Source organism: Kingella bonacorsii (assembly GCF_016623605.1).
Taxonomy (GTDB): Bacteria; Pseudomonadota; Gammaproteobacteria; order Burkholderiales; family Neisseriaceae; genus Kingella_B; species Kingella_B oralis.
In genome coordinates this window covers 477,380-503,304 of record NZ_JAEHNZ010000002.1, presented here as the reverse complement: position 1 = coordinate 503,304, position 25,925 = coordinate 477,380, and the positions used below count along the sequence as shown (strand labels likewise).

The 25,925-nt window shown below is 53.2% G+C and carries 32 protein-coding genes; 18 read left to right on the top strand and 14 right to left on the bottom strand.

Going from position 1 to position 25,925, the window contains the following annotated elements; all coding sequences use genetic code 11:
• Window positions 1-35: 35 nt before the first annotated feature.
• The 4 genes from JDW22_RS07545 to leuE all read right to left on the bottom strand — a co-directional run bounded on the left by JDW22_RS07545 (window position 36) and on the right by leuE (window position 2,952).
• Entirely contained in the window at window positions 36-1,016 is a 981-nt protein-coding gene (locus JDW22_RS07545) for a glucokinase (protein WP_200522517.1), read from the bottom strand.
• The gene (gene pgl, locus JDW22_RS07540) at window positions 997-1,698 is read right to left on the bottom strand and encodes a 6-phosphogluconolactonase (protein WP_200522516.1); all 702 of its coding nucleotides are present in this window, start codon (window positions 1,696-1,698) and stop codon (window positions 997-999) included. The genes JDW22_RS07545 and pgl overlap by 20 nt, the downstream gene beginning before the upstream one ends.
• 86 nt (window positions 1,699-1,784) lie before the next feature.
• Complete coding sequence (locus JDW22_RS07535) at window positions 1,785-2,195, bottom strand: nuclear transport factor 2 family protein (RefSeq protein WP_200522515.1); 411 nt, start codon at window positions 2,193-2,195, stop codon at window positions 1,785-1,787.
• Between the two features lie 112 nt (window positions 2,196-2,307).
• Window positions 2,308-2,952, bottom strand: coding sequence for a leucine efflux protein LeuE (gene leuE / locus JDW22_RS07530; RefSeq protein ID WP_200522514.1), 645 nt, complete (start codon window positions 2,950-2,952; stop codon window positions 2,308-2,310).
• A 380-nt stretch (window positions 2,953-3,332) separates the two neighbouring features.
• Here leuE and JDW22_RS07525 point away from each other — a divergent pair, with 380 nt between their 5' ends.
• From JDW22_RS07525 to JDW22_RS07465, 13 genes are all read left to right on the top strand, one after another.
• Window positions 3,333-3,665 (top strand): PepSY domain-containing protein, encoded by a 333-nt coding sequence (locus JDW22_RS07525; protein ID WP_200522513.1) that lies wholly within the window; start codon window positions 3,333-3,335, stop codon window positions 3,663-3,665.
• Between the two features lie 265 nt (window positions 3,666-3,930).
• Window positions 3,931-4,209, top strand: a complete 279-nt coding sequence (locus tag JDW22_RS07520) for a GIY-YIG nuclease family protein (RefSeq protein WP_200522743.1) — start codon at window positions 3,931-3,933, stop codon at window positions 4,207-4,209.
• 140 nt (window positions 4,210-4,349) lie between these two features.
• Window positions 4,350-4,613: a hypothetical protein gene (locus tag JDW22_RS07515; RefSeq protein WP_200522512.1), complete on the top strand. Its 264-nt coding sequence runs from the start codon at window positions 4,350-4,352 to the stop codon at window positions 4,611-4,613.
• A 60-nt stretch (window positions 4,614-4,673) separates the two neighbouring features.
• The gene (locus JDW22_RS07510; RefSeq protein WP_200522511.1) at window positions 4,674-4,937 is read left to right on the top strand and encodes a hypothetical protein; all 264 of its coding nucleotides are present in this window, start codon (window positions 4,674-4,676) and stop codon (window positions 4,935-4,937) included.
• A 4-nt stretch (window positions 4,938-4,941) separates the two neighbouring features.
• Window positions 4,942-6,444, top strand: coding sequence for a replication initiation factor domain-containing protein (locus JDW22_RS07505; RefSeq protein ID WP_200522510.1), 1,503 nt, complete (start codon window positions 4,942-4,944; stop codon window positions 6,442-6,444).
• Window positions 6,445-6,468: 24 nt separating this feature from the next.
• Complete coding sequence (locus JDW22_RS07500; RefSeq protein ID WP_200522509.1) at window positions 6,469-6,786, top strand: hypothetical protein; 318 nt, start codon at window positions 6,469-6,471, stop codon at window positions 6,784-6,786.
• A gap of 274 nt (window positions 6,787-7,060) precedes the next feature.
• Complete coding sequence (locus JDW22_RS07495) at window positions 7,061-7,309, top strand: hypothetical protein (protein ID WP_200522508.1); 249 nt, start codon at window positions 7,061-7,063, stop codon at window positions 7,307-7,309.
• A 17-nt stretch (window positions 7,310-7,326) separates the two neighbouring features.
• A complete protein-coding gene (locus JDW22_RS07490; protein WP_200522507.1) occupies window positions 7,327-7,638 on the top strand; it encodes a hypothetical protein in 312 nt (103 codons plus the stop codon).
• A 97-nt stretch (window positions 7,639-7,735) separates the two neighbouring features.
• Window positions 7,736-8,074 carry a hypothetical protein gene (locus JDW22_RS07485; protein WP_200522506.1) on the top strand — a complete coding sequence of 113 codons (339 nt, stop codon included), beginning with the start codon at window positions 7,736-7,738 and terminating at the stop codon, window positions 8,072-8,074.
• Complete coding sequence (locus tag JDW22_RS07480; RefSeq protein ID WP_200522505.1) at window positions 8,071-9,492, top strand: IgG-binding virulence factor TspB family protein; 1,422 nt, start codon at window positions 8,071-8,073, stop codon at window positions 9,490-9,492. Before JDW22_RS07485 ends, JDW22_RS07480 begins: the two co-directional genes overlap by 4 nt.
• A gap of 8 nt (window positions 9,493-9,500) precedes the next feature.
• Complete coding sequence (locus tag JDW22_RS07475) at window positions 9,501-9,794, top strand: DUF2523 domain-containing protein (RefSeq protein ID WP_200522504.1); 294 nt, start codon at window positions 9,501-9,503, stop codon at window positions 9,792-9,794.
• Window positions 9,795-9,815: 21 nt separating this feature from the next.
• On the top strand, window positions 9,816-10,970 hold the full coding sequence (locus tag JDW22_RS07470; protein ID WP_200522503.1) for a zonular occludens toxin domain-containing protein: 1,155 nt from the start codon (window positions 9,816-9,818) through the stop codon (window positions 10,968-10,970).
• A 136-nt stretch (window positions 10,971-11,106) separates the two neighbouring features.
• Window positions 11,107-12,141, top strand: a complete 1,035-nt coding sequence (locus JDW22_RS07465) for an IS110 family RNA-guided transposase (protein ID WP_200522502.1) — start codon at window positions 11,107-11,109, stop codon at window positions 12,139-12,141.
• A 341-nt stretch (window positions 12,142-12,482) separates the two neighbouring features.
• Here JDW22_RS07465 and ispC read toward each other — a convergent pair whose 3' ends face one another.
• Both ispC and JDW22_RS07455 read right to left on the bottom strand, forming a co-directional pair.
• Window positions 12,483-13,691: a 1-deoxy-D-xylulose-5-phosphate reductoisomerase gene (gene ispC, locus JDW22_RS07460; protein WP_200522501.1), complete on the bottom strand. Its 1,209-nt coding sequence runs from the start codon at window positions 13,689-13,691 to the stop codon at window positions 12,483-12,485.
• Between the two features lie 167 nt (window positions 13,692-13,858).
• Window positions 13,859-14,491, bottom strand: a complete 633-nt coding sequence (locus JDW22_RS07455; protein WP_200522500.1) for a bifunctional 4-hydroxy-2-oxoglutarate aldolase/2-dehydro-3-deoxy-phosphogluconate aldolase — start codon at window positions 14,489-14,491, stop codon at window positions 13,859-13,861.
• Between the two features lie 20 nt (window positions 14,492-14,511).
• Between JDW22_RS07455 and JDW22_RS07450 the strand changes: the two genes are divergently transcribed.
• Window positions 14,512-14,691, top strand: a complete 180-nt coding sequence (locus tag JDW22_RS07450; protein WP_003798353.1) for a hypothetical protein — start codon at window positions 14,512-14,514, stop codon at window positions 14,689-14,691.
• A gap of 11 nt (window positions 14,692-14,702) precedes the next feature.
• Here the strand turns inward: JDW22_RS07450 and rnhB are convergent, their stop codons facing one another.
• The 3 genes from rnhB to JDW22_RS07435 all read right to left on the bottom strand — a co-directional run bounded on the left by rnhB (window position 14,703) and on the right by JDW22_RS07435 (window position 17,077).
• Entirely contained in the window at window positions 14,703-15,305 is a 603-nt protein-coding gene (gene rnhB, locus JDW22_RS07445; RefSeq protein WP_200522499.1) for a ribonuclease HII, read from the bottom strand.
• Window positions 15,298-15,501: a DNA gyrase inhibitor YacG gene (gene yacG, locus JDW22_RS07440; protein ID WP_390882772.1), complete on the bottom strand. Its 204-nt coding sequence runs from the start codon at window positions 15,499-15,501 to the stop codon at window positions 15,298-15,300. Before yacG ends, rnhB begins: the two co-directional genes overlap by 8 nt.
• Window positions 15,502-15,604: 103 nt before the next feature.
• A complete protein-coding gene (locus tag JDW22_RS07435) occupies window positions 15,605-17,077 on the bottom strand; it encodes an SLC13 family permease (RefSeq protein ID WP_235964987.1) in 1,473 nt (490 codons plus the stop codon).
• A 402-nt stretch (window positions 17,078-17,479) separates the two neighbouring features.
• Here JDW22_RS07435 and JDW22_RS07430 point away from each other — a divergent pair, with 402 nt between their 5' ends.
• Entirely contained in the window at window positions 17,480-17,692 is a 213-nt protein-coding gene (locus JDW22_RS07430) for a glycine zipper 2TM domain-containing protein (protein ID WP_003798345.1), read from the top strand.
• A gap of 32 nt (window positions 17,693-17,724) precedes the next feature.
• Window positions 17,725-17,949: a hypothetical protein gene (locus JDW22_RS07425; RefSeq protein ID WP_200522497.1), complete on the top strand. Its 225-nt coding sequence runs from the start codon at window positions 17,725-17,727 to the stop codon at window positions 17,947-17,949.
• On the opposite strand, the gene mltA is transcribed toward JDW22_RS07425, so the two are convergent.
• From mltA to JDW22_RS13910, 4 genes are all read right to left on the bottom strand, one after another.
• Window positions 17,937-19,280 (bottom strand): murein transglycosylase A, encoded by a 1,344-nt coding sequence (gene mltA / locus JDW22_RS07420; RefSeq protein WP_200522496.1) that lies wholly within the window; start codon window positions 19,278-19,280, stop codon window positions 17,937-17,939. The two genes, JDW22_RS07425 and mltA, sit on opposite strands and share 13 nt — an antisense overlap.
• Before the next feature lie 164 nt (window positions 19,281-19,444).
• On the bottom strand, window positions 19,445-21,967 hold the full coding sequence (locus tag JDW22_RS07415) for a DUF4132 domain-containing protein (protein ID WP_200522495.1): 2,523 nt from the start codon (window positions 21,965-21,967) through the stop codon (window positions 19,445-19,447).
• A gap of 91 nt (window positions 21,968-22,058) precedes the next feature.
• A complete protein-coding gene (locus tag JDW22_RS07410; protein ID WP_200522494.1) occupies window positions 22,059-22,481 on the bottom strand; it encodes a hypothetical protein in 423 nt (140 codons plus the stop codon).
• A 66-nt stretch (window positions 22,482-22,547) separates the two neighbouring features.
• Window positions 22,548-22,673, bottom strand: coding sequence for a hypothetical protein (locus tag JDW22_RS13910; protein ID WP_003798339.1), 126 nt, complete (start codon window positions 22,671-22,673; stop codon window positions 22,548-22,550).
• A 57-nt stretch (window positions 22,674-22,730) separates the two neighbouring features.
• Between JDW22_RS13910 and JDW22_RS07405 the strand changes: the two genes are divergently transcribed.
• Window positions 22,731-22,943 carry a hypothetical protein gene (locus JDW22_RS07405; RefSeq protein ID WP_200522493.1) on the top strand — a complete coding sequence of 71 codons (213 nt, stop codon included), beginning with the start codon at window positions 22,731-22,733 and terminating at the stop codon, window positions 22,941-22,943.
• Between the two features lie 142 nt (window positions 22,944-23,085).
• Here the strand turns inward: JDW22_RS07405 and ruvC are convergent, their stop codons facing one another.
• Window positions 23,086-23,622: a crossover junction endodeoxyribonuclease RuvC gene (gene ruvC / locus JDW22_RS07400; RefSeq protein WP_200522492.1), complete on the bottom strand. Its 537-nt coding sequence runs from the start codon at window positions 23,620-23,622 to the stop codon at window positions 23,086-23,088.
• On the opposite strand from ruvC, the gene JDW22_RS07395 reads away from it, so the two are divergent.
• Window positions 23,613-25,919 carry an HAD family hydrolase gene (locus JDW22_RS07395; protein WP_200522491.1) on the top strand — a complete coding sequence of 769 codons (2,307 nt, stop codon included), beginning with the start codon at window positions 23,613-23,615 and terminating at the stop codon, window positions 25,917-25,919. The two genes, ruvC and JDW22_RS07395, sit on opposite strands and share 10 nt — an antisense overlap.
• The last annotated feature ends 6 nt before the right edge of the window (window positions 25,920-25,925 follow it).

The window sequence follows — 25,925 nt, the reverse complement described above, 5'->3', positions numbered from 1 at the left end:
TGGGAAATACCGTTTTCAGGCTGCCTTACCCATTGCTACAAATGCTGCAAGTGGTTATCCAATGCCACCGCTGCACCCACAATACCAGGGTATCGGCTTTGCACGATGTAAACGGGGATGGCGGCAAGGTAGGCATCAAACCGCCCTTTGCTTTCAAAACGCTGGCGAAACGGCGACGATTGAAAATAATCAATAAAGCGCGGGATGATGCCGCCGCAAAGATACACGCCGCCGCGCGCGCCCAGCGTGAGCGCGAGGTTGGAGGCGACCGTGCCGAGCATGGCGCAGAACATATCCAGCGTGAGGCGGCAAAGGGGCGAGGTGCCGCTGAGGGCTTTTTCGCTGATTTCGGCGGCGGTGAGCTTTTGCCGTTTCACGCCTTCGCGCTCGGCAAGGGCCTCGTGAATCAACATTAAACCCGAGCCGCTTAAAAAGCGTTCGGCGGAAACGTGTCCGTGTTTGCGCTTGGCGTATTGCCACACCATGATTTCGGCATCGTCAAACGGGGGGAAGCTGGTGTGCCCGCCCTCGCCCGCAAGGGGAACGTAGGCGCCGTTTGGCGCGGGGATTAAGCCGCTCACGCCCAAGCCTGTGCCCGGCCCGATAACGGCTTTGGGGGCGTGTTCAATCGGCTGCGCGCCGCCCACCTGCACCAAATCGGCGGCGGCGGTTTGGGTGATGGCGAGCGCTTGCGCGGTGAAGTCGTTGAGCAGCAGCAGGTTGTCCAAATGCAGGGCTTGGCGCGTGGTTTCAATGGAAAACGCCCAGTGGTGGTTGGTCATTTGCACCCAGTCGCCCACGATGGGGTTAGCGATGGCGATGGCGGCGTTGCGCACGCTGGGGTTACCCACGCGTTTCAAATATTCTTTGGCGGCATCCACGATGGTGTCGTAGTCGGCGCAGGGCAGCACTTCGATGTGTTCAAACTGCTGCCGCGCGGTTTCCAGCGCGAAGCGGGCGTTGGTGCCGCCGATGTCGGCAATCAGGCGGGGGTAGTTAGTCGTTGTAGAAGACATGGGCATTGACCTTTTGCGAGTGGAGAACATAGCTAATGGGGTATTGCGCGGTTTGCGCTTGCGCGGCGGCATCGTACACGCGGCGTTTGTCTGCGCCTGCGATGGCGAGATAAACGTGCAGCGTGGCTTCGATGGCGGCCAGCGTCATGCTGATGCGCTCGTGCGGCGCAGTGATGGGGCTGGTGTGCAGCAGGGGCTGGGGGTAATCGGCGCGCACGGCATCGGCAAACTGCGGGGCTTGCGGGAAGATGCTGGCGGTGTGCCCGTCGCCGCCCATGCCGAGCACCAGCACGTCGGGTTGCACATAATGGCGCAGGGCAAATTCAACGGCGGCGGCAGGGGTTTTCAGGCTGCCTTCGCTGGCGGCATCGTCAATCATCGGCAGCCATGTCGCCGCGGCGGCGCGGTTTTGCAGCAGGTGTTGGCGCACCAAGCCGGTGTTGCTGTCGGCGTGGGCGGTGGGGACGATGCGCTCGTCTACCAGCGTGATGTTGACCCGCGCCCAGTCCAAATCTTGCCGGCTTAACGCTTGGAAAAAGGCGATGGGCGATTTGCCGCCCGATACGGCAAGCGTGGCGCGTTCTTGCGTTGCCAGCGTGTCGCGCAGGTTTTGGGCGACGGCTTGGGCAAGGGCTTGCGCGGATTGGGCGGCGGAAGCGGTTTCGGTGAAACGGATGGTCATGGGATGCGCTTTCGGTTGGGTTGGGTTGAAAGGGGTTTTCAGGCTGCCTTGGGGGCGTATACGCGTGCCGATAGGCAGCCTGAAATCTATTTTTTATTGGCGGCGGACTGTATCAGCATCTGCGTGCCAAACCAGCCCCAATAGATGCGGTGCGCTTGGATTTTGCCGTTTTGAATCTGCATCAGCTCCAAGATGTCCACTTGGTTGCCCTCGGGCGTGTGGCGCGGGTATTCCCACACCAGCGTGTCGCCTGCCACAAAATACTGCCCCGTGCGATACCAGCGCACCAGCTCGTTGGGGCGGCGGCGCGTGCCTTCCTGCAAAAAGGCGAGGATGGCTGCGCGCCCGTGCAGCGTGCCGCTGTCTTGCTGCATGATAACGGGCACCAGTGGGCTTTCAAATTGCGCGTCGTCGGCGTAGAGGCTAATCAGCGCTTCGGTGTTGCGGGTGCGGGCGTATTCGTGCCATTGGGTGTAGATGCGTTCAAAGTCGGTCATGGTGGGGTTCCTTTGGGTTTTTGGCTTCGCAACTCCGCTTCGCTACGCGGGCTGCCTTAGTGCGGGTGCGGATGACAGGCAGCTTGCCGGCAAGCCGTGTGCAAGCGAAATATCAAGCAAAAAACACAGACTGCCAAAGTTTAACGGCAAACAGGCAAAAGAGTAAGCCGACAGCGGCGGCACCAAGCGCGGCAAGGTTACGTTTGTGGCGCAGTTTGGCGAGCAGTTTGTCGCCTGCTAGGGCAAGCGTGGCAAGGTAGCACATGCTGAGCGTTTGCATCACAGCGGCAAGGATAAAGAAGCTGAGCGCGGGGTGGGGATACTGCGGGTTCACAAAGGGGATAAAAAACGATAGGAAAAACAGGGCGGCTTTGGGGTTGGACAGGCTCAGCAGCAGGGCGTGGCGGAAAACGTTATCATTGGCGTGTACGGTGGCGGGGGCTTGGGCAGCGGTGCGGCGGCGGGCTGCCCATGCGCCGCGCAGCATATTGATGCCGAGATAGGCAAGGTATAAGCCGCCCGCGCATTTGAGTGCGCCAAACAATAGGGGGTGGCTTTTGAGCAGTGATGCGACTCCGCCCACGGCGCATAAAATCAGCACGCTGTCGCCCAAGAAAATGGCGGCCATCACCTTTGCCGCTTGGCGCGCGCCTTGTTGGGTGGCAACGGCAAGGCAATAGAGCGAATTGGGACCGGGTATCAACACAATGGTAACCGCGCCGATAAGATATAAGGGGAAATCTATGATGCCATACATGGTCGGAATGCTTTTCAGGCTGCCTGAAAAGGCTATTTTACTTTATCTTGGCACCTGCATTCACGCTTTCCATGAGCGGGGTTTGAAGGAAGCGGCAGGTTATTTGTTCGTTTTATTTTGATTGGCTTGGCGATGGCTGCCTTTGCTGTTTCGCCGTTTATTGTGATGATGGTTTGGGGTATTTTGAAGCCTTGTTGTTAGGCATCCCCACCAGCGCGGAACGGAGCAAACAGATTAGTTGGGGCGCTTCGCAGACCGGCCACCGCGCCCATCTCTCCCGATTTTACCCGCCCTTAACCCGAGTTCAATTTCAGCCGGGCAAAAACCTTTATAATGCTGCGCTTCCCGGCATGATTGCCGCAACCTCCAAGGAGTGTTCCATGAAAAAAACCATCCTAGCCAGCATCATCCTGTCGCTTGGCTTTGCCGCTTTGCCCGCGCAAGCGAAAAACAGCGGCAGCTACATCAGCCGCGCCAAAGCCGTATCCATCGCCAAAACCCGCGTGGGCGGCGGCAAAGTGGATAATGTGGATTTTGAACGCAGCAGCCACCACGGCGCGTACTACGAAATCGACATTGAAAACCGCAAAGGCGAATACGAAGTGCGCGTGAACGCCAAAACCGGCAAAGTGATTTCCGTGCACCGCGATGATGACCATGACCACGACGATGATGACCACCACCATGACGACCATCACCACGACGGGATGTAACACAGCGGCAGCCTGAAAACGACTGGCGGCGCATCGCAGCGCGGCAACGCCGAAAGGGCAGCCGAACCCCGCAGTTCGCAAAGGCAGATAGGCTTATCTGCCTTTTGTGTTGGGCGAATCGGGCGGCGCTTGCGGGCAAGCGGTTGGCAAGCCGCCAAGCCGTTTTACGGTTTTGCTTCGCAAAAGCGCGCAAACCCGCTTTCAGGCTGCCGTTTGCGCCCGCCGTTTTGCTAAAATCCGCGCGTTCCAACCATCGGACAACGTTATGAATTGGTGTGTTTATTTATTGCTGTGCGCCAACGGCGCGTTATACGCGGGCATCAGCAACCGCCCGCAGGCGCGGCTGGCGGCGCATTTGGCGGGCAAGGGGGCGAAATACACCCGCAGCCATCGGGCGCGGGAAATGCGGATTGTGGCGTGCTGTTTGGACCGCAGCGCGGCGAGCAAGCTGGAACGGGTGTTGAAACGGATGACGGCGGCGCAAAAGCGCGCGCTGTGGGAAACGGGGCAACCTGTTGCTGCGAATAAAAACAAGGCAGCCTGAAAACGGATTTCAGGCTGCCTTATATATTACAAACTCCATAGGGGCTAAATCTGACAAAGTATCATTTGCTGGCAAGCCAAGCAATTATTCAAGCATAAGGCTGATAGCCCCTTACTTAAAAGAGTTAAGGGGCTTTTCTCATGAACATCGATCTATCCGTCCAAATCAAACGCAATGCCGAAAGCCAAAACTACCAGCTAAACATGCTAGTTATTAACGCAACAAACACAGGCGCAATAGAAACCAGCATTTGTCAAACCCTAGCCGAAGTTTGCGAAAGAGTAGCCCAGTTTGAAGCCAAGCATCTAAACATTTTTGAGCACGCGATTGATTACGAAAAAACCGACTGGCGACAACTCGCCCGTCAAAACCAACAAGCCGCAAAGAGAGAAGCAAGAAGATAGCGCAACGAAGAAAAGGGCGAATACGAGCATCTGGCTTTGGATTTTGCGAGGGTTTAGGCAATGAGAAAAATCATGCAAAGGCAGCCTGAAAAATGGCAGGGGCGGTATCTGTTGAAATGTACCCACGCGTTTAATTCGGTTTCGGAAATCCGTTACCTGATGTACTGCGACATCATCAAGCAAATGCCCGATGGCAGGTTGAAAATCAAGGTGTATGGAGAGCGGCACCGCTCGGCGGACGGCGAGAAAATTCGCTATGTGAATGCGGGGAAGGTTGTAGCCGCCAAAGCATACGGCGTGGAAAAATTAAGAAAACAGGGGTAAGCAAATGAACATCTGCGAAATTACTCAAAACCAACAAGGCACATTTGATTTATACATCAACGGTCAATTCATCCGCAGCTACACCCGCAAAGCCGATGCCAAACGCGGTTTTTCACGCCTAGAAAAGCAAGCGGCGAGCGGTCGCGACGACGTGGCGGCAAGCAGCCGTCAGGCGATTGCAGACACGGCGGCGCAAAGCGCCCCCGCTAGTAACACGGGGGGACAAAACGGCGCATCTTGTGAAACGGCGGACAAAAGCAGCAAAGCCCAAAAACCCACCCTACACGCCCACAGCACCAAAACCAGCCAATTCGTCATGGTAAACGGCAAACTCAAAGAGATCCTACTTCGTCAAGGCAACGCCACCGCAGCCCACATAGACACATTAACTTTCACCTTTACCCAAGACGTATTAGTTGAACCCGACCTACCCATAGACGACCAACATCCCGACAACATCCGCCAGCTTGCCGAAAAACTCTCCGAACTCATGCACACCCTAATGGGCTTCGGCATCTACCAACAAAAAAACGGCATCAACGGCTACAAATACAGCTTTGTCATGGGTACGGAAACAGCCAAATACGGCGTAATCGCCTTTGGCGGCATCAACCAAAAAGACAGCATCATGATCCACCTATACGGCGACGGCTTAACCGCAGCCCAAGACGGCTGGGAAGAGCGCCTACATAGCTGGCTAACCGTCTTCGCCCCCTTTGCCAAAATCACCCGCATAGACCTAGCCCACGACTTCATCGATGGCGAATTCACCCCCGACCAAGCCAAAACCGCATTGGAAAGCGGCTGCTTTGACAACAAAGGACAACGCCCAAGAGCAAGGCTACACGGCTACGACTGGCTAGATGACAAACGCACCGGCAAAACCTTTTATGTAGGCACACCCAACAGCAGCCGCATGGTACGCGTTTACGACAAAGGTTGCGAACAAGGCGACAACAGCAGCCCATGGGTACGCTTTGAATTACAACTCCGCAACCGCGACTACATCATCCCACACGATATTTTAATCAGCGCAGGCAGCTACCTAACCGCCGCCTACCCCATTTGCCAAGACCTATTCAGCCGATTTCTCGAACAGCCAAAGAAAGCCGAGCGCATCAAAAAAACCGAAATGATTAACTTGGAACACGTTTTAAAGTACGCAAGCCAAGCCTGCAGCCCCTGTATTAACGCACTGGAACGGTTTGGCTTTGACGACGAAGAAATCAAAGTTTTGTTGAAAGGGGGCAAAACCAAACTACCCAAACGCCTAGGCGCAGACAAACACGACTGCCGCCAAGCCAACGTCCAGTACATCCATCAAATGCAACACATAGCCAAACAGCACAATACCGAAGTCAAAAACTACATGCACGAAATCAGCGAAAGAGAACGGCAAGCCAAATTCCATCAACGAATGGACAAGCTCGCCCAAGAAGCCAAGCTATTCCGAATGCAGCAAGCCTTTGACAAAAGCTGGCAGGCAGCATGGTATGACCAACTTTAACCAACCGCCAAGAAAGGGCAAAACATGAAAGCACAACTTCGTAAAGTCAAATGGAACAAAGGCACAGTAGAAGGTTCAGGACAAGAATACGACTACACCCGCGTTTACGTAGAAATTCCCGTTTACGAGCAACAGCAAAAAGAGTTTGGCGTAGATGTCTTAGAGCTGGAATACGGCACAGAAGCCGACCACATCAAATTAGCCCACTTACGCGGCAAACTCCCCTGTCAAGTAGAAGTGGAGTTCATGCCCGTTAAAAAAGGTAACGGCATGATCAACCTAGTAACCAAGCTAGAAGTGCTGGGGCAATCAGCAACTAGCCAAGACAAAGCCAAAGGCTAAACAACCCAAAACCTTGCCGCGTGTCGGGCGGTCGCGCGGATAAAAGCCCAACTAACCGCCCCCAAACAATATGAAAGGCAAAGGAAACATTATGAGCATGAAACAACCCATCCCATTTTGGTTTAAGTTCTGCGTTGTCGCACTAGTCATCTGCCTTATAGGATTATTTACATCCGCCTATTACCTATACGGCTAATAAGCGCGGATGAAGTAATCAGGTTTCAGGCTGCCTGAAAAATAAAAGCCTTTTATCAACTTTTAAGGAGTTCACATCATGAACCTTATTCAAAAAGCCAAAGGCGCAATCGCAAATAAACGTGCCTTATTCGCAGCAGCAATGGCAACCCCGATGCTCGCTCTTGCTGATGGCGGTGCAGATATTGCATCAATCGGTACAGCAGCAGCAACCGAAATTGCCAAGTTTGCCGTGATGATTACTGCAATCGGTACAGCCGTATTGTCCGTAATCGTCTTGATTCAAGGCTTTCGCTTGGCAGCTGGTATGACCAAAACTGCGAAATAAACCAAAGGGGGTACTGAATGGGTTACAGAATCGGCTACCAATGCTTTGTCAACAGCGAAGCAGCGCATGACTATCTACTCAGTCAGCAGCCCCCAACCATAACCGCAGAAGGCTTAATGATTCGTCCAGTAAAACAAGGGAAAGATTGGTACTTAAACGGTCAAAAAATCCAACTCAGCTTTCCCGAATGCAGCCTAGAAGAACAAATACAACTGGGCGCAGAACTCGCCGCCCCCATTATTGGCATCGTATCCCTGATATTCCTATTCAGACAAATATACAGCCTAATCCGCAGCATGAGTGAACAAGACGAGAAACCCCATGATTGACATATGGACGCTATACAGTTTTTTTGCCCTAATGCTGATATTGAAGCTATTCATCTAGCAAAAGCGCAATGAGCGTGCTACATTCAAACCTTTCATTATGAAAGGGTTTGAAATGTTGAAAGGGACATTATTAGCCGTTGGGGCTGCCATTATCCATGTTTGGATGAATAAATATCAGGGCTTAACAGGGTTTGGAAAGTTTTTAAGTATTTTTTTATTTATTTTATGTGGTTCTTTATATGCTATTTTAGATATGAAAGATAAAAAATCTGAAACATATTCTGATAATAGTGATGACGATATGTTTTTTGACAATGCCCCTAATCCCACTCCGCCGCCAACAAATCCACCTACTTCCGAACAAATAGAATTTGCGGAATTTATGAAAAAGCAGCGTGAGCAGGAAAGGGAAAAAGAGTTAATCCGTAGAGAATGAAAAAACTATTTCTAGTCTGTACCCTTATCCCTTGCATCGCTCTTGCTGATAGCGGTTTTAACCAAAATGGGTTAAGAACCGTTGTTAGAGATGGTAAATATACTGTTGAATACGACAGAACACGCGATATAAGCGGACTTGCTCACAAATTAAGAGGAAGTTCGTTTGAGGGCAGCGCAACACTTCCTTCAACAGTAGTTGGCAGTAACGGAGCACAATCCGCAAGTACGATTCCAGCATCGGTAAGAGCATCAGTTGATAAAAGAAAAGTATTTGCGAGTTTATTACAAAAGGCTCGGGCAGCGGGACCAGCGATTTTAAAAGGTGGAAAAGCATTAGGTAGCCTTACTTTAAGAACAGGTTGGCAATTCCTAGTTTGGCAACTTGTTTCTAGTGCAATTTCTGGCTCCAAATTCTCATGGAACGACGAACGCAAAGACTTCGTCCGCGAAGCCGACGACAACACCTACATTGTAATCGCTACTAAAAATTCACATACTGTTGTAAGTGGCTCTAACAAGACATCTCTCGAAGTAGAAAACCTATGTAAATACAATTTAAACAACGAATGCGAAGTACTGGACTATGCCAAAGGAATTGAATCCGCTAGTGCAGTAGCCAAAGCCTATTGCCAATCTAAAACATTTGTCGAGGATGGTAAAACTCACCATTTTGATTATGTCGGTTGGGGTGGTCATTGTTTTTCTGCTCCTGAATATAACAGGATGACCTATGATTATGGCGTAGTCATTTTTAAATACGTTGATTACGTCCCCATGACGCTAGACGAATTTATAGAAGAAGGCACGCCAGAAGCGGCTGAATCCCCAGATGAGTGGGTAAAAACTTCTGAAGTACAACCAGATGGCGAACCAAAAATACTCATTACAGATGGCACAATCGCCCAATCCCGCCCCTACACCGACCCTGCCGACGGCAAAGCCAAGCAAAGCAAGTGGACGTTTAACAGCGACGGTTCAGTTAAAGAAGTGATAACAGACCGTCCCGACTTAACCCCTGACAGCCCACAAGCGCCCAAGCTAGACCCCAACGCCGTCCCCGACAAAAAAACCGACAACCCCGACAAAAAGACACAACCCGCATCCCAGCCCGCACCGATAGACTTGTGCAAAGAGCATCCCGACATTCTCGCGTGTGATACCGTCCCTGATAAACCTGAAACAACAGATACCGATTTTGATATTCCAAAAGAGGAAGTCTCGCTTAAATTCACACCCGACAACGTCTTCCCAACGGATGGCGTGTGTCCTGTTCCTGTGCAATTTCAAGCATTCGGTTCAACCTTTGGATTTAGCCTACAACCCGCATGTGATTTAGCCAGCATGCTGCGTCCAATGATTATTGCGTTTGCTTGGCTCGTTGCTGCGTTTTTTTGTGCTCGCACGATTCGTGAATAAGGGAAAACATGAAATTTCTAGCTGCTTTAATACCCATGTTATTAAATGGTTTAGGCACGCTCGCAGGCAGAATTATGACGGCGTTCGGCTTATCCGCTGTAACTTATGTAGGCTTGGAAGCATTGATTTCAGGCTTTAAGGAGCGCATCGCAGCATCCGTACAAGGCGTTCCTGCTGGTCTATTGCAACTCTTTTATATTTCAGGTGGTGGCACGGTTCTGAATATTTTTCTAGGCTGCTTAACCTTTATTTTGACGTTCAAAACATTAACCAAATTGATGCCGACAGGCAAAAAAGGCTAGTGAAGCAATAAAGGAAAGGCAATGGCACAAATTGTTCTGGTAACAGGTAAACCAAGAATTGGCAAAACAGCCTTTGTTGTAGAAATGCTGATGTTTGATGATTATTACAAAGGTCGTAAACTATTTAGCAATATCAATGGGCTAGAAATACCACACCACAAACCACCCGAGGGACATAGCTGGGAAGATTTAAATGTATGGCTGCAATGGAAAGAGAATGTTGGTTCTGTTGTCGTTTACGACGAAGTGCAAAATCTGTTTCCCGCTCGTTCACCCGGTAGCAAGATGCCCGATAAAGTCGCATGGTTGAATGTACACGGACATTCGGCGATTGATTTAATCCTAATTACCCAATCACCCAAAATCATAGACATCAACTTGCGTGAAGTAGTCGGTAAACATATCCATATCGCCGCTAACAAAATGGGCGGATTGACGCGCTTAGAATGGAATGAAGTAGCCCTAAATCCCACTGCTCAAGCAAGAAATGCCCTATCCAGCAGCCATAAAATCCGTGAAGAGGTCTTTCAGTATTACAAATCAGCAGAAGCCCATACAGGGCACGGTCATGTTAAATCGCGCTGGTATTATGTGATTATTGCCATGCTGATTTTTATCCCGTTTATCTTTGGTTTAGTCGGTTGGATGGGCTATCGGATGTATCAAGGCTATAAGGTCAAAGCGGGCATGGCAGTCGAGAGCAGCGATAATCCAAGCGCATCCAGCCCCGCCACACTTACAGGCAACATAGAGAATCTAAAACAAAACGCTATCCCACAAGTTAATCAAGGTGCAGATTTAAATCCAGATATGTTTATTCCCACTTTGGCAGAGCGCCCCGAATCCAAACCGCTTTACAACAGCGTCCGCCAAGTCAAACAATATGAGCGCATCGCCGCGTGTATCAAAGGCGGCAAATCAGGCTGTACTTGCTATTCCGACCAAGCAACCAAGCTAAAAGAAATTAGCCAAGAAGTGTGTTTAGACTATGTAGAAAACGGTTTGCCATTTGACCCATTCAGAGAGCCACAAAGTACATATGCCCAAGACACAGCGCAAAGCCAAAGCATAGGACAGCCTGAAAATGTGTCCAGTAATCAAATCTTGGAGTTGGATGGCAAACCGCTACCCAGTTTAACCGCAGGACGTTCTGACAAACTTGCCGTTATCCAATAAACTTCCTAACCGCATGAAACCACCGTATAGCTGCCTTGTTTTGCAAGCATTCAAAAAGATTGGTTCATGCGGTTATCTCTTTGAGCGCAATCATCACAGTATCTTGGTCAAAAGCCCGCATTCATAAGGTTTGATTATGAATCACACACAAGGAAACAGCCAAGCAAAGTATCACAGCTATTTAGGTCTAGACATCTCAAAAGACAAAATAGACTGTGCTTTATTAAGGAATGAAGCCCCACCAATGCACAAAATCATAGACAACAACGAAACAGGTTTTGCAGAGCTGCAAAACTGGTTGATTGAGCAGCAAGTAGAACTGAATAGAGTACACGTCTGCTGCGAAGCAACCAACGTGTACTATATCGCCGTCGCCATCCATCTACACCAAAGCCAAATTGCTATAAGCGTAGTCAATCCCAGCATCATAAAATCTTACGCAGCACTCAAACTCAAACGCATCAAAACCGACAAACAAGATGCAAAGTTAATCGCACAATACTGCCAAACAGAATGCCCTAACCTATGGCAACCTCAAAGTAAAACCAAAGCCCAACTAAAAAGCCTATGTCGCAGAGCAGAGCAAATCAACCAACTGCTTACCATGGAAAAGAACCGCGCCCACGTAGCAGACGAATTTAGCCAAGAGTCGATTAAGCGGGCTATTGAATGGCTGGAACAAGAATTAAATAGCTGCCGAGCAAGCGTTGCAAACCTGATAAAGCAAGACAAAACCTTACAGAAGCAACAACAAATCCTAACGAGCATCGTCGGCATCGGGCAAACCACTGCCCAAATCCTGCTGTCCGTGCTGGTGGATATAGACAAATTTTCTACCGCCAAAAAGCTAATCAGTTGGCTAGGTTTATCGCCCGTAGTGCGACAATCAGGCAAACACAAAGGAATTGCAAAGCTATCTAAGATGGGCGATAGGTCAATCCGCAAAGCCCTTTACACCCCCGCAAGGGTAGCTTGTACAAGAAGCAAGCTATGGCGCGGCTGGTTTGACGAAAAAGTAAAGACAAAGCCTGTAAAACAAGTCTATGTGCTGATGATGGTTAAGCTGGTCAAATACGCTTACTACTGCATCAAACACAATGAGCTGTTTGATGAGAAACGGCATGTTAGGGCAGAGCAGAGCTGGAAAACAGTCAAGGGGGAAGCTTTGTAAAGGCGAAGCCTTTATGAATACCCCCTTTACTGTTTGGAAGCGACCCCACACTATGCCGAAAGGGCAGGTGAAAGGGGCAACGCCCCGCCCGCCTGCCCGCGCGGCGTCGCAAGTTAGACTGGGGGTGTGGGGGCTAGCCCCCGCAAAACGGCAAACCAACTAGCAAAGCCAATTCAAAGCCCAGCAAAAAGCGTGGGTATGGTGGCGCAACGCCATGCACTGGCAAAACATTAACAAAACTTGACGCAAATCAACAATTTTTGCATTTTAGCCTTGACGTGAAATACAGTATCTTTTTGTATTGGGCGGATTGCGCTAGGCGGTTTTAGCTTCGCAGAAGCTCACAAACCCGCTTTCAGGCTGCCCGATTGGATGAATTCTGCCGCCGTGTGGCGCACTTCGTTATCCAAGGCAAGCAAGTCTGCCAGGGTTTGCGTTTTCAGGCTGCCTGAACGGCTGTGCTGCGCGAGGCTGTGTTCCACCACGCGGGCGATGTCGGTGAACAGGATTTGCCCGCGCAAAAAGGCGGCAACGGCGATTTCGTTGGCGGCGTTGAGCACGCAGGGGGCGCCGCCGCCGATGGCGAGCGCGTCGTAGGCGAGTTTCAGGCAGGGGAAGCGTTGGAAATCGGGCGGCTGGAAGGTGAGCGCGGCAAGTCGGCTGAAATCCAGCGCGGCGGCGCCCGATGCGATGCGCTGCGGCAGCCCGAGGCAGTTTGCGATGGGGATGCGCATATCGGGTGTGCCCAGCTGGGCGAGCACGCTGCCGTCGGCATAGCGCACCATGCTGTGCACCACCGATTGCGGGTGGATGACCACTTCCAGCCTCTCGGGCGGGCAGTTGAACAGCCAGCGCGCTTCAATCAGCTCCAAGCCTTTGTTCATCATGGTGGAGGAATCCACCGAGATTTTCTGCCCCATCGACCAATTGGGGTGTTTGACCGCTTGCGCGGGCGTGATGGCGGGGAAGTCGGTTAAATCGGTGTGCAAAAACGAGCCGCCGCTGGCGGTGAGGATGATGGAGGCGATACCGTGCGCGTTCAGGCTGCCCGAATAGTCGCGCGGCAGCACTTGGAAGATGGCGTTGTGTTCGCTGTCGATAGGCAGGATGGCGGCGCCGTTTTGGCGGGCGGTTTCCATAAACAGGCTGCCCGCCACCACCAGCGTTTCTTTGTTCGCCAGATAGATGGTTTTGCCGTGCGCGGCGGCGGCCAGCGCCGAGGGCAGCCCTGCCGCGCCCACAATCGCGCACATCACGCCGCTGACTTCGCTTGCGGCGGCGATGTCAATCAGGGCTTGTTTGCCGTGCAGGACTTCGGTGTTGATTTTGGTTTTCAGGCTGCCTAATTGTTGGCGCAGTGCGGCGGCGTGCGCTTCATCGGCAACCACGGCGTAGCGCGGCTTAAATTGGCGGCATTGCTCGGCGAGCTTGGCGGTTTGGGTGTGCCCGGCGAGGGCGAAGATTTGGAATCGGTCGGGATGGCGGGCGACCACATCCAGCGTGGAAACGCCGATGCTGCCTGTGCTGCCGAGGATGGATAAGGTTTGCATGGTAGGGTTTGTGCGAAAAATAAGGCGGATTTTAGCGGGTTTTTGCGTTTCAGGCTGCCTTTGTCGGCGGATAGGGCAGCCTGAAAACCGAATTTCATTTTAACCAACCGCGCCTAACAGAAAACCGTTTGGCGAAACATCAAACGGTTGGGGTTTTCAGGCTGCCGTTATGCTTTCAACGCCGCGGCTTCTTTTGCCAAGCGCACAATTGCGTCCCAATCTTTGTTTTTCACCGCTTCTTTGGGCGTGAGCCACGAGCCGCCCACGCACAACACGTTGGGCAGCGCCAAATATTCGGGCGCGGATTGCAGCGTGATGCCGCCCGTGGGGCAGAAGCGCACGTTAGCATACGGGCCATACAGGGCTTTGAGCATGGCTGTGCCGCCCACCACTTCGGCGGGGAACAGTTTGAGCGTTTCCATGCCGTATTCCAACGCCAGCTGCACTTCGCTAGGCGTGGCAACCCCGGGGATGAGCGGAATGTTCGCCTTGTCGCCGGCTTTGGCGAGCGCTTTGTGCAAACCGGGGCTGATGGCGAACGCCGCTCCCGCATCGGCAACGGCTTTCAGTTGTTTTTCGTTGATGACTGTGCCCGCGCCCACAATCGCGCCCTTCACTTCCTTTTTAATCAGGCGGATGGCATCCAAGCCCGCGGGCGTGCGCAGCGTGATTTCCAGCGTGCGGATGCCGCCTGCCACCAAGGCGTGCGCCAAATCAACGGCGGTGGACAAATCGTCAATCGCCATCACGGGCACAACGGGGCTGGCGGTGAGAATTTCGCGGGGGGTCAGTTTGGACATGATGCTTCCTTTATGGCGGGTTGGAAAACGCAGATTTTACCCGCATTGCGCCCGCGCGTCAGGGCAGCCTGAAAACCGCAGGCCGCAACGAAGCCCAAACGGGCGCAGCGGGTTTCGGCGCAGCCCAAACAGGCAAGCTCGGGCAGACAAAAGGCAGCCTGAAACCGTGTATCCCTCGGTTTCAGGCTGCTTTTGCCTGATGGTTCAGCCGTCAGCCAAACAGCCGCCCTTGCGCCAAAATCTGCTTCACCGGCGCAAAATCCGCGCGATGCTCAGGCAATGCGCCATAGCGTTGCAGCGCCACCAGATGCGCTGCCGTGCCGTAGCCCTTGTGTTGCGCGAAGCCGTATTCGGGATGCCGCTCGTGCAGGGCATACATTTCGGCATCGCGCGCGGTTTTGGCGAGAATCGACGCGGCGGAAACGGCGGCGATTTTGGCATCGCCTTTCACCACCGCTTCGGCGGGCACCGCCAAATCGGGCGGCACGCGGTTGCCGTCTATCCACACTTTTTCAGGCTGCCTCGGCAGCGCGGCAACGGCGCGGCGCATGGCAAGCATGGTGGCGTGCAAAATATTCAGCCGTTGGATTTCGGCAGGGTTGGCGGATGCCACCGCCCATGCGGTTGCCTGCCGTTTGATTTGCGCCGCCAGCGCGTCGCGCTTGGCTTCGCTGAGTTTTTTGGAATCGGTTAAGCCGGGCAAGTCATAATGCGCGGGCAGCATCACGGCGGCGGCAAACACGCTGCCCACCAAGCAGCCGCGCCCCGCTTCGTCCACGCCCGCATGACCGGGCAGCACGATGTAATCAGTCATGGTGCAAGGCATCCCATTCTTCGGGCGTTTCGGGCAGCGCGGGCAAGGCGTGTTGTTCGTCCGCCCATGCGCCCAGGTCAATCAGCTTGCAGCGTTCGCTGCAAAAGGGGCGGTATGCGTTTTCAGGCTGCCATTGAACGGGCGCGTGGCAGGTGGGGCAGTTTACGGTAATCATGGCTACAAATGAAACGGTGATAAAAAGGAGGATTATAGCTTTTCAGGCTGCCTTACCGGGCGGGCACAAATAGGCAGCCTGAAAACGAACGAAGTGAGTTTCAGCGAAGCTAAAACCACAGGTCTTACATCAAAAAGCAATACGCCCACACCGAAATCGCGGCGATGCTCAGCACGCTCAGCATAAAACCCGCGCCCACCATATCACGCTGACGGATTTTGCCCGTGGCAAACACAATCGCGTTGGGCGGCGTGCCAACCGGCAGCATAAACGCGCACGACGCGCCGATACCAATCACCAGCGCCAACACGCGCTCGGGCAGCCCCATTTGCGCGGCAATGCTGGCAAACATCGGCACCAGCAGCGCGGCAGAGGCGGTGTTGCTGGTGAAATTGGTGAGCAGGATGATGAAGGTGGTAACGGCAACAATCACCACGCCGTGCGGCGCGCCGCTGAGCAAACGGGCGACTTCGTTGCCCAGCGCGGCAGACGCGCCCGAATGGTTCATCATGCTGCTCAATGCAATGCCGCCGCCAAACAAAAACAACACGCCCAAGTCGGTGTTGCGCGCCACTTCGCGCCAGCCCACCGTACCAAATACCACCACCAGCGCGGCGGCAATCAGCGCGATGATGCTGTCAATCGAAGCGATGCCCGTTGCCTTGCCGATTTTACCGCTCAGCATCCACGCCAACGCCGTGCCCACCGCAATCAGCACGGTGAGCACGCGGTGCAGATTCCACGGGATGTCTTCGGTTTGTGCCTGCACCGTGCCGGCAGAAAATTGCGGGCGCAACACCACAAACAGCGAAACCAGCATCATGGGCAGCAACACCAGCATAATCGGCAAGCCGTAGCCCATCCAGCCGGTGAAATCCAGCCCCAAGGCTTTGGCGGCGATGGCGTTGGGCGGCGACCCCACCAAAGTGCCCATGCCGCCGATGCCCGCGCAATAAGCGATGCCCAGCAACACAAAGGCAAACGTGCGGCGGTCTTTTTCGGGGTCCAGATGCGACATCAGCCCCATGGCGAGCGGCAGCATCATGGCGGCGGTGGCGGTGTTGCTGATCCACATGGAAAGAAACGCGGTTACGGCAAAAATCAGCATCACCGCGGTAAACAGGCTACCGCGCGACAAGGCGATGACCTGCAAGGCGATTTTTCTATCCAGCCGCTGGATGTGCAACGCGCTGGCAAGGGCAAAGCCGCCGAAAAAAACAAAAATCACAGGGTCGGCAAAGCCTGCGAGCGCCGCGCCGGTGTTCATGTTGGGGATTTTGAACACCACCGCGAGCACGGGCACCAGCAGCGCGGTAATCGTGATGTGCACCGCTTCGGTGAGCCACAGCAGGCCCACGAATAACAAAATCGCCAAACCTTTGTTGGCGTTGTTGTCGTAGGGCAGGAGGCAATATGCCGCAAAACTTATCGCCGCCGCCATCAGCGTAAACAGCACGCCGCGCCAACTGGTTGCCGTGGGCTGCGCGCTTTTGAGCGATAGGTTTTCGGGCAGGTTTTGCTGCGTGTCGTCGTGGATGAAATCGGTTTTGTGTTCCGCCGGGGGGTGAACTTTGGCGTGGCTGGTGTTTTTTTCCATGCGGGCCTCTTTGGGTTAGCGGTTGATAATGCGAAGAAAACAGAATGTTGTTGCGCGTGGTTGTGCGGGGCAGTATAGGGGGCGGGGTGGCAATTGGCAAGAAACGGATAAGATGTTTTAAGAAGCGTTAAGGAGTGTATGGCTGATGAAAATTGAGACAAGGCGGCAACGCCGTATCATCGCGTTTAACCAACTGCATTTTCAGGCTGCCTCTGCGGCGGCGCTTGTTTGCCGCGCGCCAATCGGGTTAAGGCGGCTTAACCAATCTTTAAGCAAGCGCAACGTTTTTTAAGTTACCGCAAAAGCGCGGGTTCGCCGTTGCCAAATACTCGGGTTGCCTATAAGATGGCTGCGATGCGGTTGCATTCGCGCCGCATAAACACCTTGTGAAAGGACAAAATCATGAAAAAATCTGTTTTGAATATTCTGTTTGTTGCCTCTTTGGCTGTGGGTTTAAGCGCGTGCAACAGCATGACGACGCAGCAACGCAACACCGCCGCCGGCGCGGTAATCGGCGGCGCGGCAGGCTCGCTCATCGGCGGCGACACCGGCTCCACTTTGGGCGGCGCGGCATTGGGCGGCGTGATTGGCAGCCAAGTGCATAAGTGGCATTAATTAGCCGTATCGGTTTTCAGGCTGCCTAGAACGTGTTATCGCGTTTTAGGCAGCCTGAATTTTTTGCTCGCCCGTTTAAGCCGCGATGCGGTTTGCTTTGCCCGCGCCCCATGTTTTCAGGCTGCCTTTGCATGTTCAACAAAGGCAGCCTGAAAATCATCCTGCCCGCTATGCCCAACACGTTTTCAGGCTGCCTTACGCAATCGTATGAGGCAGCCCGAAAATTGTGCGGCGATAGTTTGGTTTACGGCTGGTAAGTCGGCAACACGCCCAGCGGCAGCAGTTGCCACACATAACCCGTGGCGTTGTGCCGCCCTGCCAGCTGCCCCGCTTCGTCGCCGTAGCCCCAAAAATAATCCACGCGCACCGCGCCTTTAATCGCGCTGCCTGTGTCTTGGGCGACAATCAGACGGTTTAGGCCGGCGTTGGCGTTGGCAGGATGCGAAGTCGCCAAGAAAAGCGGCGCGCCGAGCGTGATGTGGTGTTTGTCCACCGCGCCCGAATAGCCGCCGGTAAGCGGCACGCCCAACGCGCCCACAGGCCCTTGGTCGGACGAGCCGTCCAGCACTTTAAAAAACACATAGCTGGGGTTTTGCCCGAGCACTTCGGCGAGGCGGTTTGGGTTTCTGCCCATCCATGATTTGATGTTTTGCATGGAGGTTTGCGCCAGCGGCAAATAGCCGCGGGTGGACATATATTGACCGATGGAAACATAGGGGTATTCGTTTTTATCGGCAAAGCCGAGGCGCACAAAATTGCCTGCGGGCGTGCGCAGCCTGCCCGAGCCTTGGATGTGCATGAAAAACAGTTCCACAGGGTCGTTGGCGTAGCCCAAGATGGGCGCGCGTCCGTTGAGCGCGCCTGCGTTGATTTGGGCGCGGGTGAAATAGGGGACAAATTGGTTGCCGACAAACCGTCCTTTGAGCGCGGTGGTGCGCGCGGTGATGGGGAACTGGGCGAGGTTGGCGATGTATGCGCCGTTGCTTTGAATCGCGCCGCGGTTGTTGCCTGTGGGGGCAACGCGCACGCTGGCTTTGCTGTTGCGTAGGTTAGCGGGAAGGGGGATGGAGACGAAATCGCTGGGGATGCCGTAGATGGGAAAGCGGGCGGTGCTGGTGTTGCGGGTGTCGCCGTGTAGCACGGGCTCGTAGTAGCCTGTAATTTTGCCGCTGGCTTGCCCTCTTTCGCTCACTTGCCACGGGGTGAAGTTTTGTTCAAAAAAGGCTTTGGCGGCAGCGGTGTTGCGGGCGGTTTGGTTGGCGCGGGCGCAGGTGTATTGCCATTTGGCTTGGTTGGCGAGTTTCAGGCAGCTTTTTTGGAAAGCGGCGAGGCTTTCGCCGAAACTTTGCTCGTTCCATTGCGGCAGCTCTTGGAACGAGACGGCGCGGTAGGTTGTGCTGCTGCCTGTGGGTTGCAGGGTGGTGCCGCGTGATACGGCTGTGCCTGCGCTGAGATTGGGGTTGTAGGGTGCGGGGATGTGGTTGTGTGTGTGGCTGCTTTGCCCTTGCCGGCTCGGCATGGTGGTGGGGCAGGCGGTTAGGAGTAGGGTGAGCGCGGCTAAGGCGGCAAGACGGATTTGGGGAGACATTGCGGTTCCTGCTGACAATGGTTTTTTGAAACGGTAAGCGTTCATTATAGCAGCGTGCGCGTTTTCAGGCTGCGTTGGCGCGGATGTGACATAAAGGCAGCCTGAAAACGGTCAAACTCGTTTTCAGGCTGCCTTTATCGCGTTTGCGGGGCAAAACCGCCTGCCTAGCGCCGCAAAATCTGCGAGGTAATCGTGCTGTCGGTAATCTTGTCGTCGTCGGCAAGCAGCATGGCTTTGGACAGCACCACGGAGAGCGCGTTGTCGCCTTCAAACGGAATGAACAGCTTGTCGGCAACGTCTTTTTTGCTGCGGTCGGGCACGATGCACAAATATTGGTCATCGGGCAGCATCAGGATGTTGGTGCTGCCGATGTGGATTTTGTAGGTGCGCAGCTTGCCTTGCACCACCAAAAAATTGCCGTCGATGTGCGCCGCTTTGCCCACTTTCAGGCGCGGCAGCAGGGTTTCCAGCACGGCTTTGCGCGTTTTGGCAACTTCGCTCAAATCGCCAAACGAATAGCTTTGCCAATAGCTGAAATAGCGCGGCGAGCCGCCGTTGTCTTGCCATGTGGGGTCGTTGCCCACGCTGGCTACGCCGACAAACAAATCCACATCGCGCAGCACTTCGGAGAATACGCGCGGCGGGATGTTGATGAGTTCCACGGGGTGTTCGTAGTCGTCTAGATGATAAAAGCGCACTTGGTCGGTGCTGACGTAAAAATAGATGCCTGCGTCGGTGTAGGATTGTTCGTCGCCGTCCACGGTGTTCGCCCAAAATTCGGCGCGCAGGTTGTATTCAGGCAAATCTAGGGTAACGCGGGCATCGTCGCCGCCGTCCCACGCGCCACCGAGCGAGCCTTTCCAGCCGCGTGTTTTGGCGAGGGTGAGGTATTGGTGTTGTTTAAGGATGTGGGCGGCGAAGCGGTTGCTGTATGTGCGGGTGTTGAGTTCGGCTTCGGTGAGCAAATAGATTTCGCGGAAGGCTTGTTTAATCGGCTGGCGAATTTCGTGCGCCATCAGCAATTTGCGCCAGTTTTCTATGCTTTGGCGGTTGGCTAGCGCGGGATGCCACAGGATAACGCTGAGGCAGCCTGAAACGTCTATCGGTGCGCCGTGTTCGTTTACCCATTGGTTATTCAGCCATAGCGCGGCGGTGCCGTTTGGGTCGCTGTCGTTGGCATAGAATTGCCAAATCAGCGGGCGGGTGAGGTAGGACATTAAGCCGTGCTGCCAGTAATACTGCTCGGCGTGTTCGCGGCTGATGCGCTGCTCGGAGCGCAGCATTTGGTCTAGGCGGTCGCGCTGGGCGGTGAGTTGGGCGTTTAGATTTTTTTGTGTGGCTTTGATTTTTTTGAGCTTGGCGGCAAAGTCGTCTTTCACAAAGCTGGGCACGGTTTTTTGCGGCGTGCCATCGGGCTTGAACCACAATAGCTCGCTTTTGCCCACGCCCGTTACCGCCAAGCGGCAGGTGTAGTCGTTAAACGCATAGTCGCGGCTGTGGTTGTGCAGCTTAAAGTCGTCCACCGCCATGTCTTCAATTTGGCTGCGGCTCACACCGCGCTCGGCAGCGGCGGCTTCCAGATATTTGCTGATGGCGGTTTGGGCGTTGCTGAATTTGATGCGCAGGCGCAGGCGCGTGAGCTGGGCGATGCCGTCCAGCCCTTTGGAGCGATACAGCGTGTAGAAGCAGGCGTTGCCGATAGCTTGATAGCGTGCGCCTATATCGGGGACTTTTTCGTAGCTGTGCAAGGCTAAATCGGCGATGGCTGTGATGGTGGCGGTGTCGTGGAAATGGGCGCACATCCATACCAAGCCTTTAAACACGGTTTGGTTGATGTTTTCAATGGGAAAGGTTAGGCGGTCTTCGGCGGTGCGGGCAAAATCTAGCCAGCCGTGCAGCATTTTTTTGAATTTATCCGCGCCCAATTCGTCTATCAATGCTTTGCTTTCTTTCAGATATTTTGCGCTGGGCTGGGCGGCGTTGGCGGATAGGGCGAGCATGATGATTTTTGCCCATGTTTTTTGTTCGGGCGCAGGCAAAGCGGCAAGCTGGGGGTTGGCGTATGCGGCAAATCTATCATCGTAGGGGAAGGCAGCTTGCCCTACTTCGCCGATGCTTTCACCAAACGCGGAAACGATTTTGCTCGCGGTAGTGCGATCAATGAAATAAATGTCTTGCATGCTTTGGCTGCTGAACTTTTGGAATTGCTCGCGGGCGGTTTTCAGGCTGCCTATGAGTGCTTCGGATGGGTTGGGATATTGTTTTTTGATTTGGTTGAGCAGGTGTTTGATGGGGTAGAAATAGGCTTGGTCTTCGGCTAAGCCGTTGGCATCAAACATGGCGGCAAAAATGCGGCGGATGTCGTCTTCGCTCATCGGCAGGTTTTTACGGGCGATGGCTTGGGCTAGGATGCAGCGCTTTGTACCTTTATTGGTGTAGCGCATTTCGGCGGGCATGCTTTTGTATGCGGGACCGCCTTCTTTAAACAATTTCCAACCGCGGATTTGCTCAATCAAAAAAATCAACAGGTTTACGCGCGTTTCGGGCGGGGCTTTTTCTACTTTGGAGACATAGCTGGGGCAGTTTTTGAGTTCGCCTGCCCATTCTTCAATGATTTGGACGAGAAGTTGGTCAAATTCGGCGCGTTGTTCGGCGGAAATGGTGTTATCAAGTTGATATTGGGTCATGGCAATTCCTTTGCGGATGGGGTTAATCGGTTTTAGCTTCGCAACTTCGCTGCGCTACGCAGGCAGCCTGAAAATCGCTGCGCGGCTCAAACTAGCCGCCCACCAATGGCGTGAGCTTGATGAAGTTCACAATCAAGCCTTCGTGCAGATACACGGTTTCGTCCAGCGTTTCTAGCTGGCGGCTGTCGGCAAGGATGAAAAAGCCGTTTTGCTCAAAGGCTTTGAGCGCGACGGCGATTTGCGCTTCGGCATCCACGGGTTGATATTTTTTGCCGTGCGGCTCTAGCACGATGTCGCCGCGCGCGGTGGGGATGACAAGGCTGTGGCGCAGGACGGCTGCTTCGCTGCGGTTGTTGTAGGCGGCCACTTCTTGGCGCACGCGCTCGCGAATCAGCTCGGCGGCGCTGATGCGGTTGGTGCTGAATTTTAAAAACAGCTCGTGCAGGATTTTGCCGGCGGGAGTTTGGTCTTGGACGGTGATGGTGGCGGGCTGCGGGGCGAGGACGGCGGGCATGGGGTTTCCTTTGGTCGGGTTGGGGAAGTGGGATATTAACGTAAATTTGCGTTTTCGAGCGGGGGGTTAGAGGGTTTGTTTTAATTTTTTGGGTGGGGGAGGCAGCCTGAAAAAATAAAACCGTTTGGGTGTGTGCCAAATGGTTTTTTGTTGGGTGGATTGGATTTCAGGCTGCCTCTGTATGGTGAGCAATGAGTTGCCAGTCCTACACGCTAAAACGTTGGCAAAATCTAAGTAGGTCGGGCATTTATGTCCGACGTTTTGAGTGGCGTATTAAGTTTGTCGGGCATAAATGCCCGGCCTACAAGCATTCTGTTTCATCAGCCATTGGGTGGCGAGCCCCCGCTGTTTCATTTGCCGCTGGTTTACCACGATTTCAGGCTGCCTCTAATCATCAAAGGCAGCCTGAAAAAACAAAACCGCTTGGTATTGAGCCAAACGGTTTTTTACTGGATGGATTGATTTTTCAGGCTGCTTCAACGCGGGCGCGCTTGCTTGGGCAGCCTGAAACGCACCCCGCGCCCCTACGGCTTGCTGGCAAGCCGTGCACTGGCAAAGCATAAATAGGCAGCCTGAAAATGTATCAACCCCTTTTTCAGGCTGCCTATTGAAACCGCCCGCCTTTCACTTGCGTGCTGCCCAGCTTCGCCGCCAAGCCTTGATTGCGCAGCGCGTGGGTGAGCGCAATCGCCAAGCCATCGGCGGCATCGGCTTGCGGTGTGCCCGACAGTTTCAGCATTTGCACCACCATGTGCTGCACTTGTTCCTTCGCCGCTTTGCCCTGCCCCACCACCGCCTGCTTCACTTGCAGCGCGGTGTATTCGTAAACGGGCAAGCCGCGCAACACCAGCGCCGCAATCGCCGCGCCGCGCGCCTGCCCCAGCATCAGCGTAGCCGCGGGGTTCACGTTCACAAACACGCGCTCCACCGCCGCCACGGTGGGGCAATAGGTGGCAATCAGCTCGCTGATGTTTTCCACGATGATGCCGATGCGCCCCGCCAGCTCGTCGTTTTTAATCGTTTTGATGCAGCCTGAAACCACATAAACCTGCTCGCGCCCCACCACGTCGATGATGCCAAAGCCTGTGGTGCGGCTGCCGGGGTCTATGCCAAGAATGCGGGTGGGGCGGGATGGGGTCATGGTGTTGCTGTGGGAGAAAAAGCGGGGATTATAGCGGAAACGGGTTTCAGGCTGCCGATGGGAGTGGAGGGGGTAAAATAACAAAATTTGCTCGTATCGGCTATAATAGCCCGTTTAGTAAAACGTCTTTGATTTTTTTTAAATTAAATAAGGTAAATAAGGAAAAAGGAATGGATGTTCGTTCTCAAACATTATTGCTTGACGCGAGAGAAAGATGGCTTAATCAACCGCCCGAACCAGATGAAAACTACATCGCAACCGCATTAAAAAAAGCAAAAGATGCAGATGTCGTGTCGTTTGATATTTTTGATACGGTGCTCACGCGCGTGCTGGAATGCCCCATTGACTTATTCGCATATGTGGAACGTGAATTATTGGCGCATGGTTTTGATGCGAAAGGCTTTGCCAAAATACGCTTTGACGCGGAAAACCGCGCTCGCGCCATTGCATGGGCAGCAACGAAAGCCGAAGAAATTACATTCGATGAAATTTATCAGCAAGTGCAAGCGGCGCCGCAATTGGCAGGAGCTGCCAGTCTTGTTGCGACCGCGCGCGAAGCCGAAATTCAAGCTGAAAAAGTAGCGTGCGTGGCAATTGCCGACCAAGTAGAACTGATAAAACGCTTAAAAGCGGCAGGCAAAACCATTATTTTCGTTTCGGATATGTATTTGTCCCAAGAGCAAATCAGCACCATTTTGGCATACAACCAAATTGATACGCTCTGCGATCATTTGTTTGTTTCTTCCGAATACAACCAAACCAAGCACACGGGCAAAATTTGGAACGTTGTGCGCAAACATATTCCAGCCAACCAACGTATTTTGCATATTGGCGATAACTTGCATTCAGATGTTGAGCAACCCAAGCAAGCTGGCATCAGCACGCTGCACTACCCTCGTTTCATTGCGGAACGTCGTGTAGGCGCGAGCTTATCTGCCGATTTGGTGCCATTTTCCATTTTGTCCCGCTTGGCCGATTTGGACGCTCAAAAAGAAACCGACCGCGAAGAAGCCTTTTGGCGCAAGCTGGGAAAAAGTTTGGGCGCATTAACGCTATACAGCTATGTTCAATGGCTGGCAGGACAGGTGAAACGCAACAAAATCGAGCATGTTTATTTCTGCGCCCGCGACGCCCAAGTGATTCAAGCAGCATGGGATATTTGCGATTTAGACAAGTCATGCGGTACGACATCCGGCTATTTATATGTTTCGCGCAAAGTGCTGCATTATTCTACTTGCTATACAGAAATTATCCAAAATGGGCGGCTCTCTGATAAATCATTACTGTTTTTGGTAGAACATTCAATTAATGAAAACAGTGCATTCCGCGATATTTTCAAACCTTTCAATCTTAGCGACGAAGTTATCGATAAACATGGTTTGCATGACATTATTGGTCCGTTAGACAATTTAGTGGATTGGTCAAAAACGGCTTTAATTAAAGACTATATCAACAGCTATTTGCTCGATGACATGCTGCCCACCTTTAAAGGTGTTTTTGACAACGCTATGGGCTATTACCGCCAAGAAGGCGTATTCCGCGATGACCGCAAAGCAGCCATTGTGGATTTAGGCTGGGCGGGCACCATGCAGGCAGCCTTAATTGATTTGCGCCGTTATGCGGGCGTAGAGCAAAATTTGGCGGGTTATTACTATGGTTTATGGGGGATAAGCGAAGCTATTGCGGGTAAGTCGTATCACAATGGCGTGATGTTCTCTGCGTTTGGCAATAAATTTGAACAGTTGAAAAACGCGTTGCTATTGCGCAATGGCGTGAACTTGCTGGAAAACCTGCATTCTGCCAACCATGAAACCACGGTGGATTTTAAGCAAGTAGGCGATGCTTTTGAGCCTGTGTTTAAAAAAGATGTGCGTTATCGCTATCTAGGCTGGTACAACAGCACGATTGCCCATTTTCAGGCTGCTGCATTGGATGCGATTCGCACATGGCATTCGGGCGAGAAACATTTAACCCTTTCTGCCGATGAAGCCTCTATTGACACGGCTATTGCCGCAATGATGCAGGTATTCTGCTCGCCCAATAAGCAAGAAATTGCCCATTTGGGGCAAATCATGCACGCGGCAACTTATGCGCACGCCGAATTTAGACCCATCGTTGAAAACGAATTGCCAAAAAATGAAAGCGAAGTGTATTCGTTTCTATATGGTGGGGGTTGGCCTTGCGGGGTAATGAAATATTGGTGTAACAGCGGGTTGCAAGCTACGAACTCGCATTTGTACAACGTGGCCAAAAATGAATTTGCTGCGTATCCTGAATTTATCCGTAACCAGTTTTAAACACAG

What these genes read in the sequence shown, in the direction of transcription:
- JDW22_RS07525 (WP_200522513.1), top strand. Translation starts at nt 3,333, where the DNA reads ATGAAAAAAACCATCCTAGCCAGCATCATCCTGTCGCTTGGCTTTGCC.
- JDW22_RS07430 (WP_003798345.1), top strand. Translation starts at nt 17,480, where the DNA reads ATGAAAAAATCTGTTTTGAATATTCTGTTTGTTGCCTCTTTGGCTGTG.
- JDW22_RS07495 (WP_200522508.1), top strand. Translation starts at nt 7,061, where the DNA reads ATGAACCTTATTCAAAAAGCCAAAGGCGCAATCGCAAATAAACGTGCC.
- JDW22_RS07470 (WP_200522503.1), top strand. Translation starts at nt 9,816, where the DNA reads ATGGCACAAATTGTTCTGGTAACAGGTAAACCAAGAATTGGCAAAACA.
- JDW22_RS07465 (WP_200522502.1), top strand. Translation starts at nt 11,107, where the DNA reads ATGAATCACACACAAGGAAACAGCCAAGCAAAGTATCACAGCTATTTA.
- JDW22_RS07520 (WP_200522743.1), top strand. Translation starts at nt 3,931, where the DNA reads ATGAATTGGTGTGTTTATTTATTGCTGTGCGCCAACGGCGCGTTATAC.
- JDW22_RS07535 (WP_200522515.1), bottom strand. Translation starts at nt 2,195, where the DNA reads ATGACCGACTTTGAACGCATCTACACCCAATGGCACGAATACGCCCGC.
- JDW22_RS07480 (WP_200522505.1), top strand. Translation starts at nt 8,071, where the DNA reads ATGAAAAAACTATTTCTAGTCTGTACCCTTATCCCTTGCATCGCTCTT.
- JDW22_RS07405 (WP_200522493.1), top strand. Translation starts at nt 22,731, where the DNA reads ATGTCCGACGTTTTGAGTGGCGTATTAAGTTTGTCGGGCATAAATGCC.
- ruvC (WP_200522492.1), bottom strand. Translation starts at nt 23,622, where the DNA reads ATGACCCCATCCCGCCCCACCCGCATTCTTGGCATAGACCCCGGCAGC.
- mltA (WP_200522496.1), bottom strand. Translation starts at nt 19,280, where the DNA reads ATGTCTCCCCAAATCCGTCTTGCCGCCTTAGCCGCGCTCACCCTACTC.
- ispC (WP_200522501.1), bottom strand. Translation starts at nt 13,691, where the DNA reads ATGCAAACCTTATCCATCCTCGGCAGCACAGGCAGCATCGGCGTTTCC.
- JDW22_RS07435 (WP_235964987.1), bottom strand. Translation starts at nt 17,077, where the DNA reads ATGGAAAAAAACACCAGCCACGCCAAAGTTCACCCCCCGGCGGAACAC.
- leuE (WP_200522514.1), bottom strand. Translation starts at nt 2,952, where the DNA reads ATGTATGGCATCATAGATTTCCCCTTATATCTTATCGGCGCGGTTACC.
- JDW22_RS07485 (WP_200522506.1), top strand. Translation starts at nt 7,736, where the DNA reads ATGAAAGGGTTTGAAATGTTGAAAGGGACATTATTAGCCGTTGGGGCT.
- JDW22_RS07410 (WP_200522494.1), bottom strand. Translation starts at nt 22,481, where the DNA reads ATGCCCGCCGTCCTCGCCCCGCAGCCCGCCACCATCACCGTCCAAGAC.
- JDW22_RS07475 (WP_200522504.1), top strand. Translation starts at nt 9,501, where the DNA reads ATGAAATTTCTAGCTGCTTTAATACCCATGTTATTAAATGGTTTAGGC.
- JDW22_RS07415 (WP_200522495.1), bottom strand. Translation starts at nt 21,967, where the DNA reads ATGACCCAATATCAACTTGATAACACCATTTCCGCCGAACAACGCGCC.
- JDW22_RS07505 (WP_200522510.1), top strand. Translation starts at nt 4,942, where the DNA reads ATGAACATCTGCGAAATTACTCAAAACCAACAAGGCACATTTGATTTA.
- pgl (WP_200522516.1), bottom strand. Translation starts at nt 1,698, where the DNA reads ATGACCATCCGTTTCACCGAAACCGCTTCCGCCGCCCAATCCGCGCAA.
- JDW22_RS07490 (WP_200522507.1), top strand. Translation starts at nt 7,327, where the DNA reads ATGGGTTACAGAATCGGCTACCAATGCTTTGTCAACAGCGAAGCAGCG.
- JDW22_RS07455 (WP_200522500.1), bottom strand. Translation starts at nt 14,491, where the DNA reads ATGTCCAAACTGACCCCCCGCGAAATTCTCACCGCCAGCCCCGTTGTG.
- JDW22_RS07395 (WP_200522491.1), top strand. Translation starts at nt 23,613, where the DNA reads ATGGGGTCATGGTGTTGCTGTGGGAGAAAAAGCGGGGATTATAGCGGA.
- JDW22_RS07515 (WP_200522512.1), top strand. Translation starts at nt 4,350, where the DNA reads ATGAACATCGATCTATCCGTCCAAATCAAACGCAATGCCGAAAGCCAA.
- JDW22_RS07545 (WP_200522517.1), bottom strand. Translation starts at nt 1,016, where the DNA reads ATGTCTTCTACAACGACTAACTACCCCCGCCTGATTGCCGACATCGGC.
- JDW22_RS07510 (WP_200522511.1), top strand. Translation starts at nt 4,674, where the DNA reads ATGAGAAAAATCATGCAAAGGCAGCCTGAAAAATGGCAGGGGCGGTAT.
- rnhB (WP_200522499.1), bottom strand. Translation starts at nt 15,305, where the DNA reads ATGACTGATTACATCGTGCTGCCCGGTCATGCGGGCGTGGACGAAGCG.
- JDW22_RS07500 (WP_200522509.1), top strand. Translation starts at nt 6,469, where the DNA reads ATGAAAGCACAACTTCGTAAAGTCAAATGGAACAAAGGCACAGTAGAA.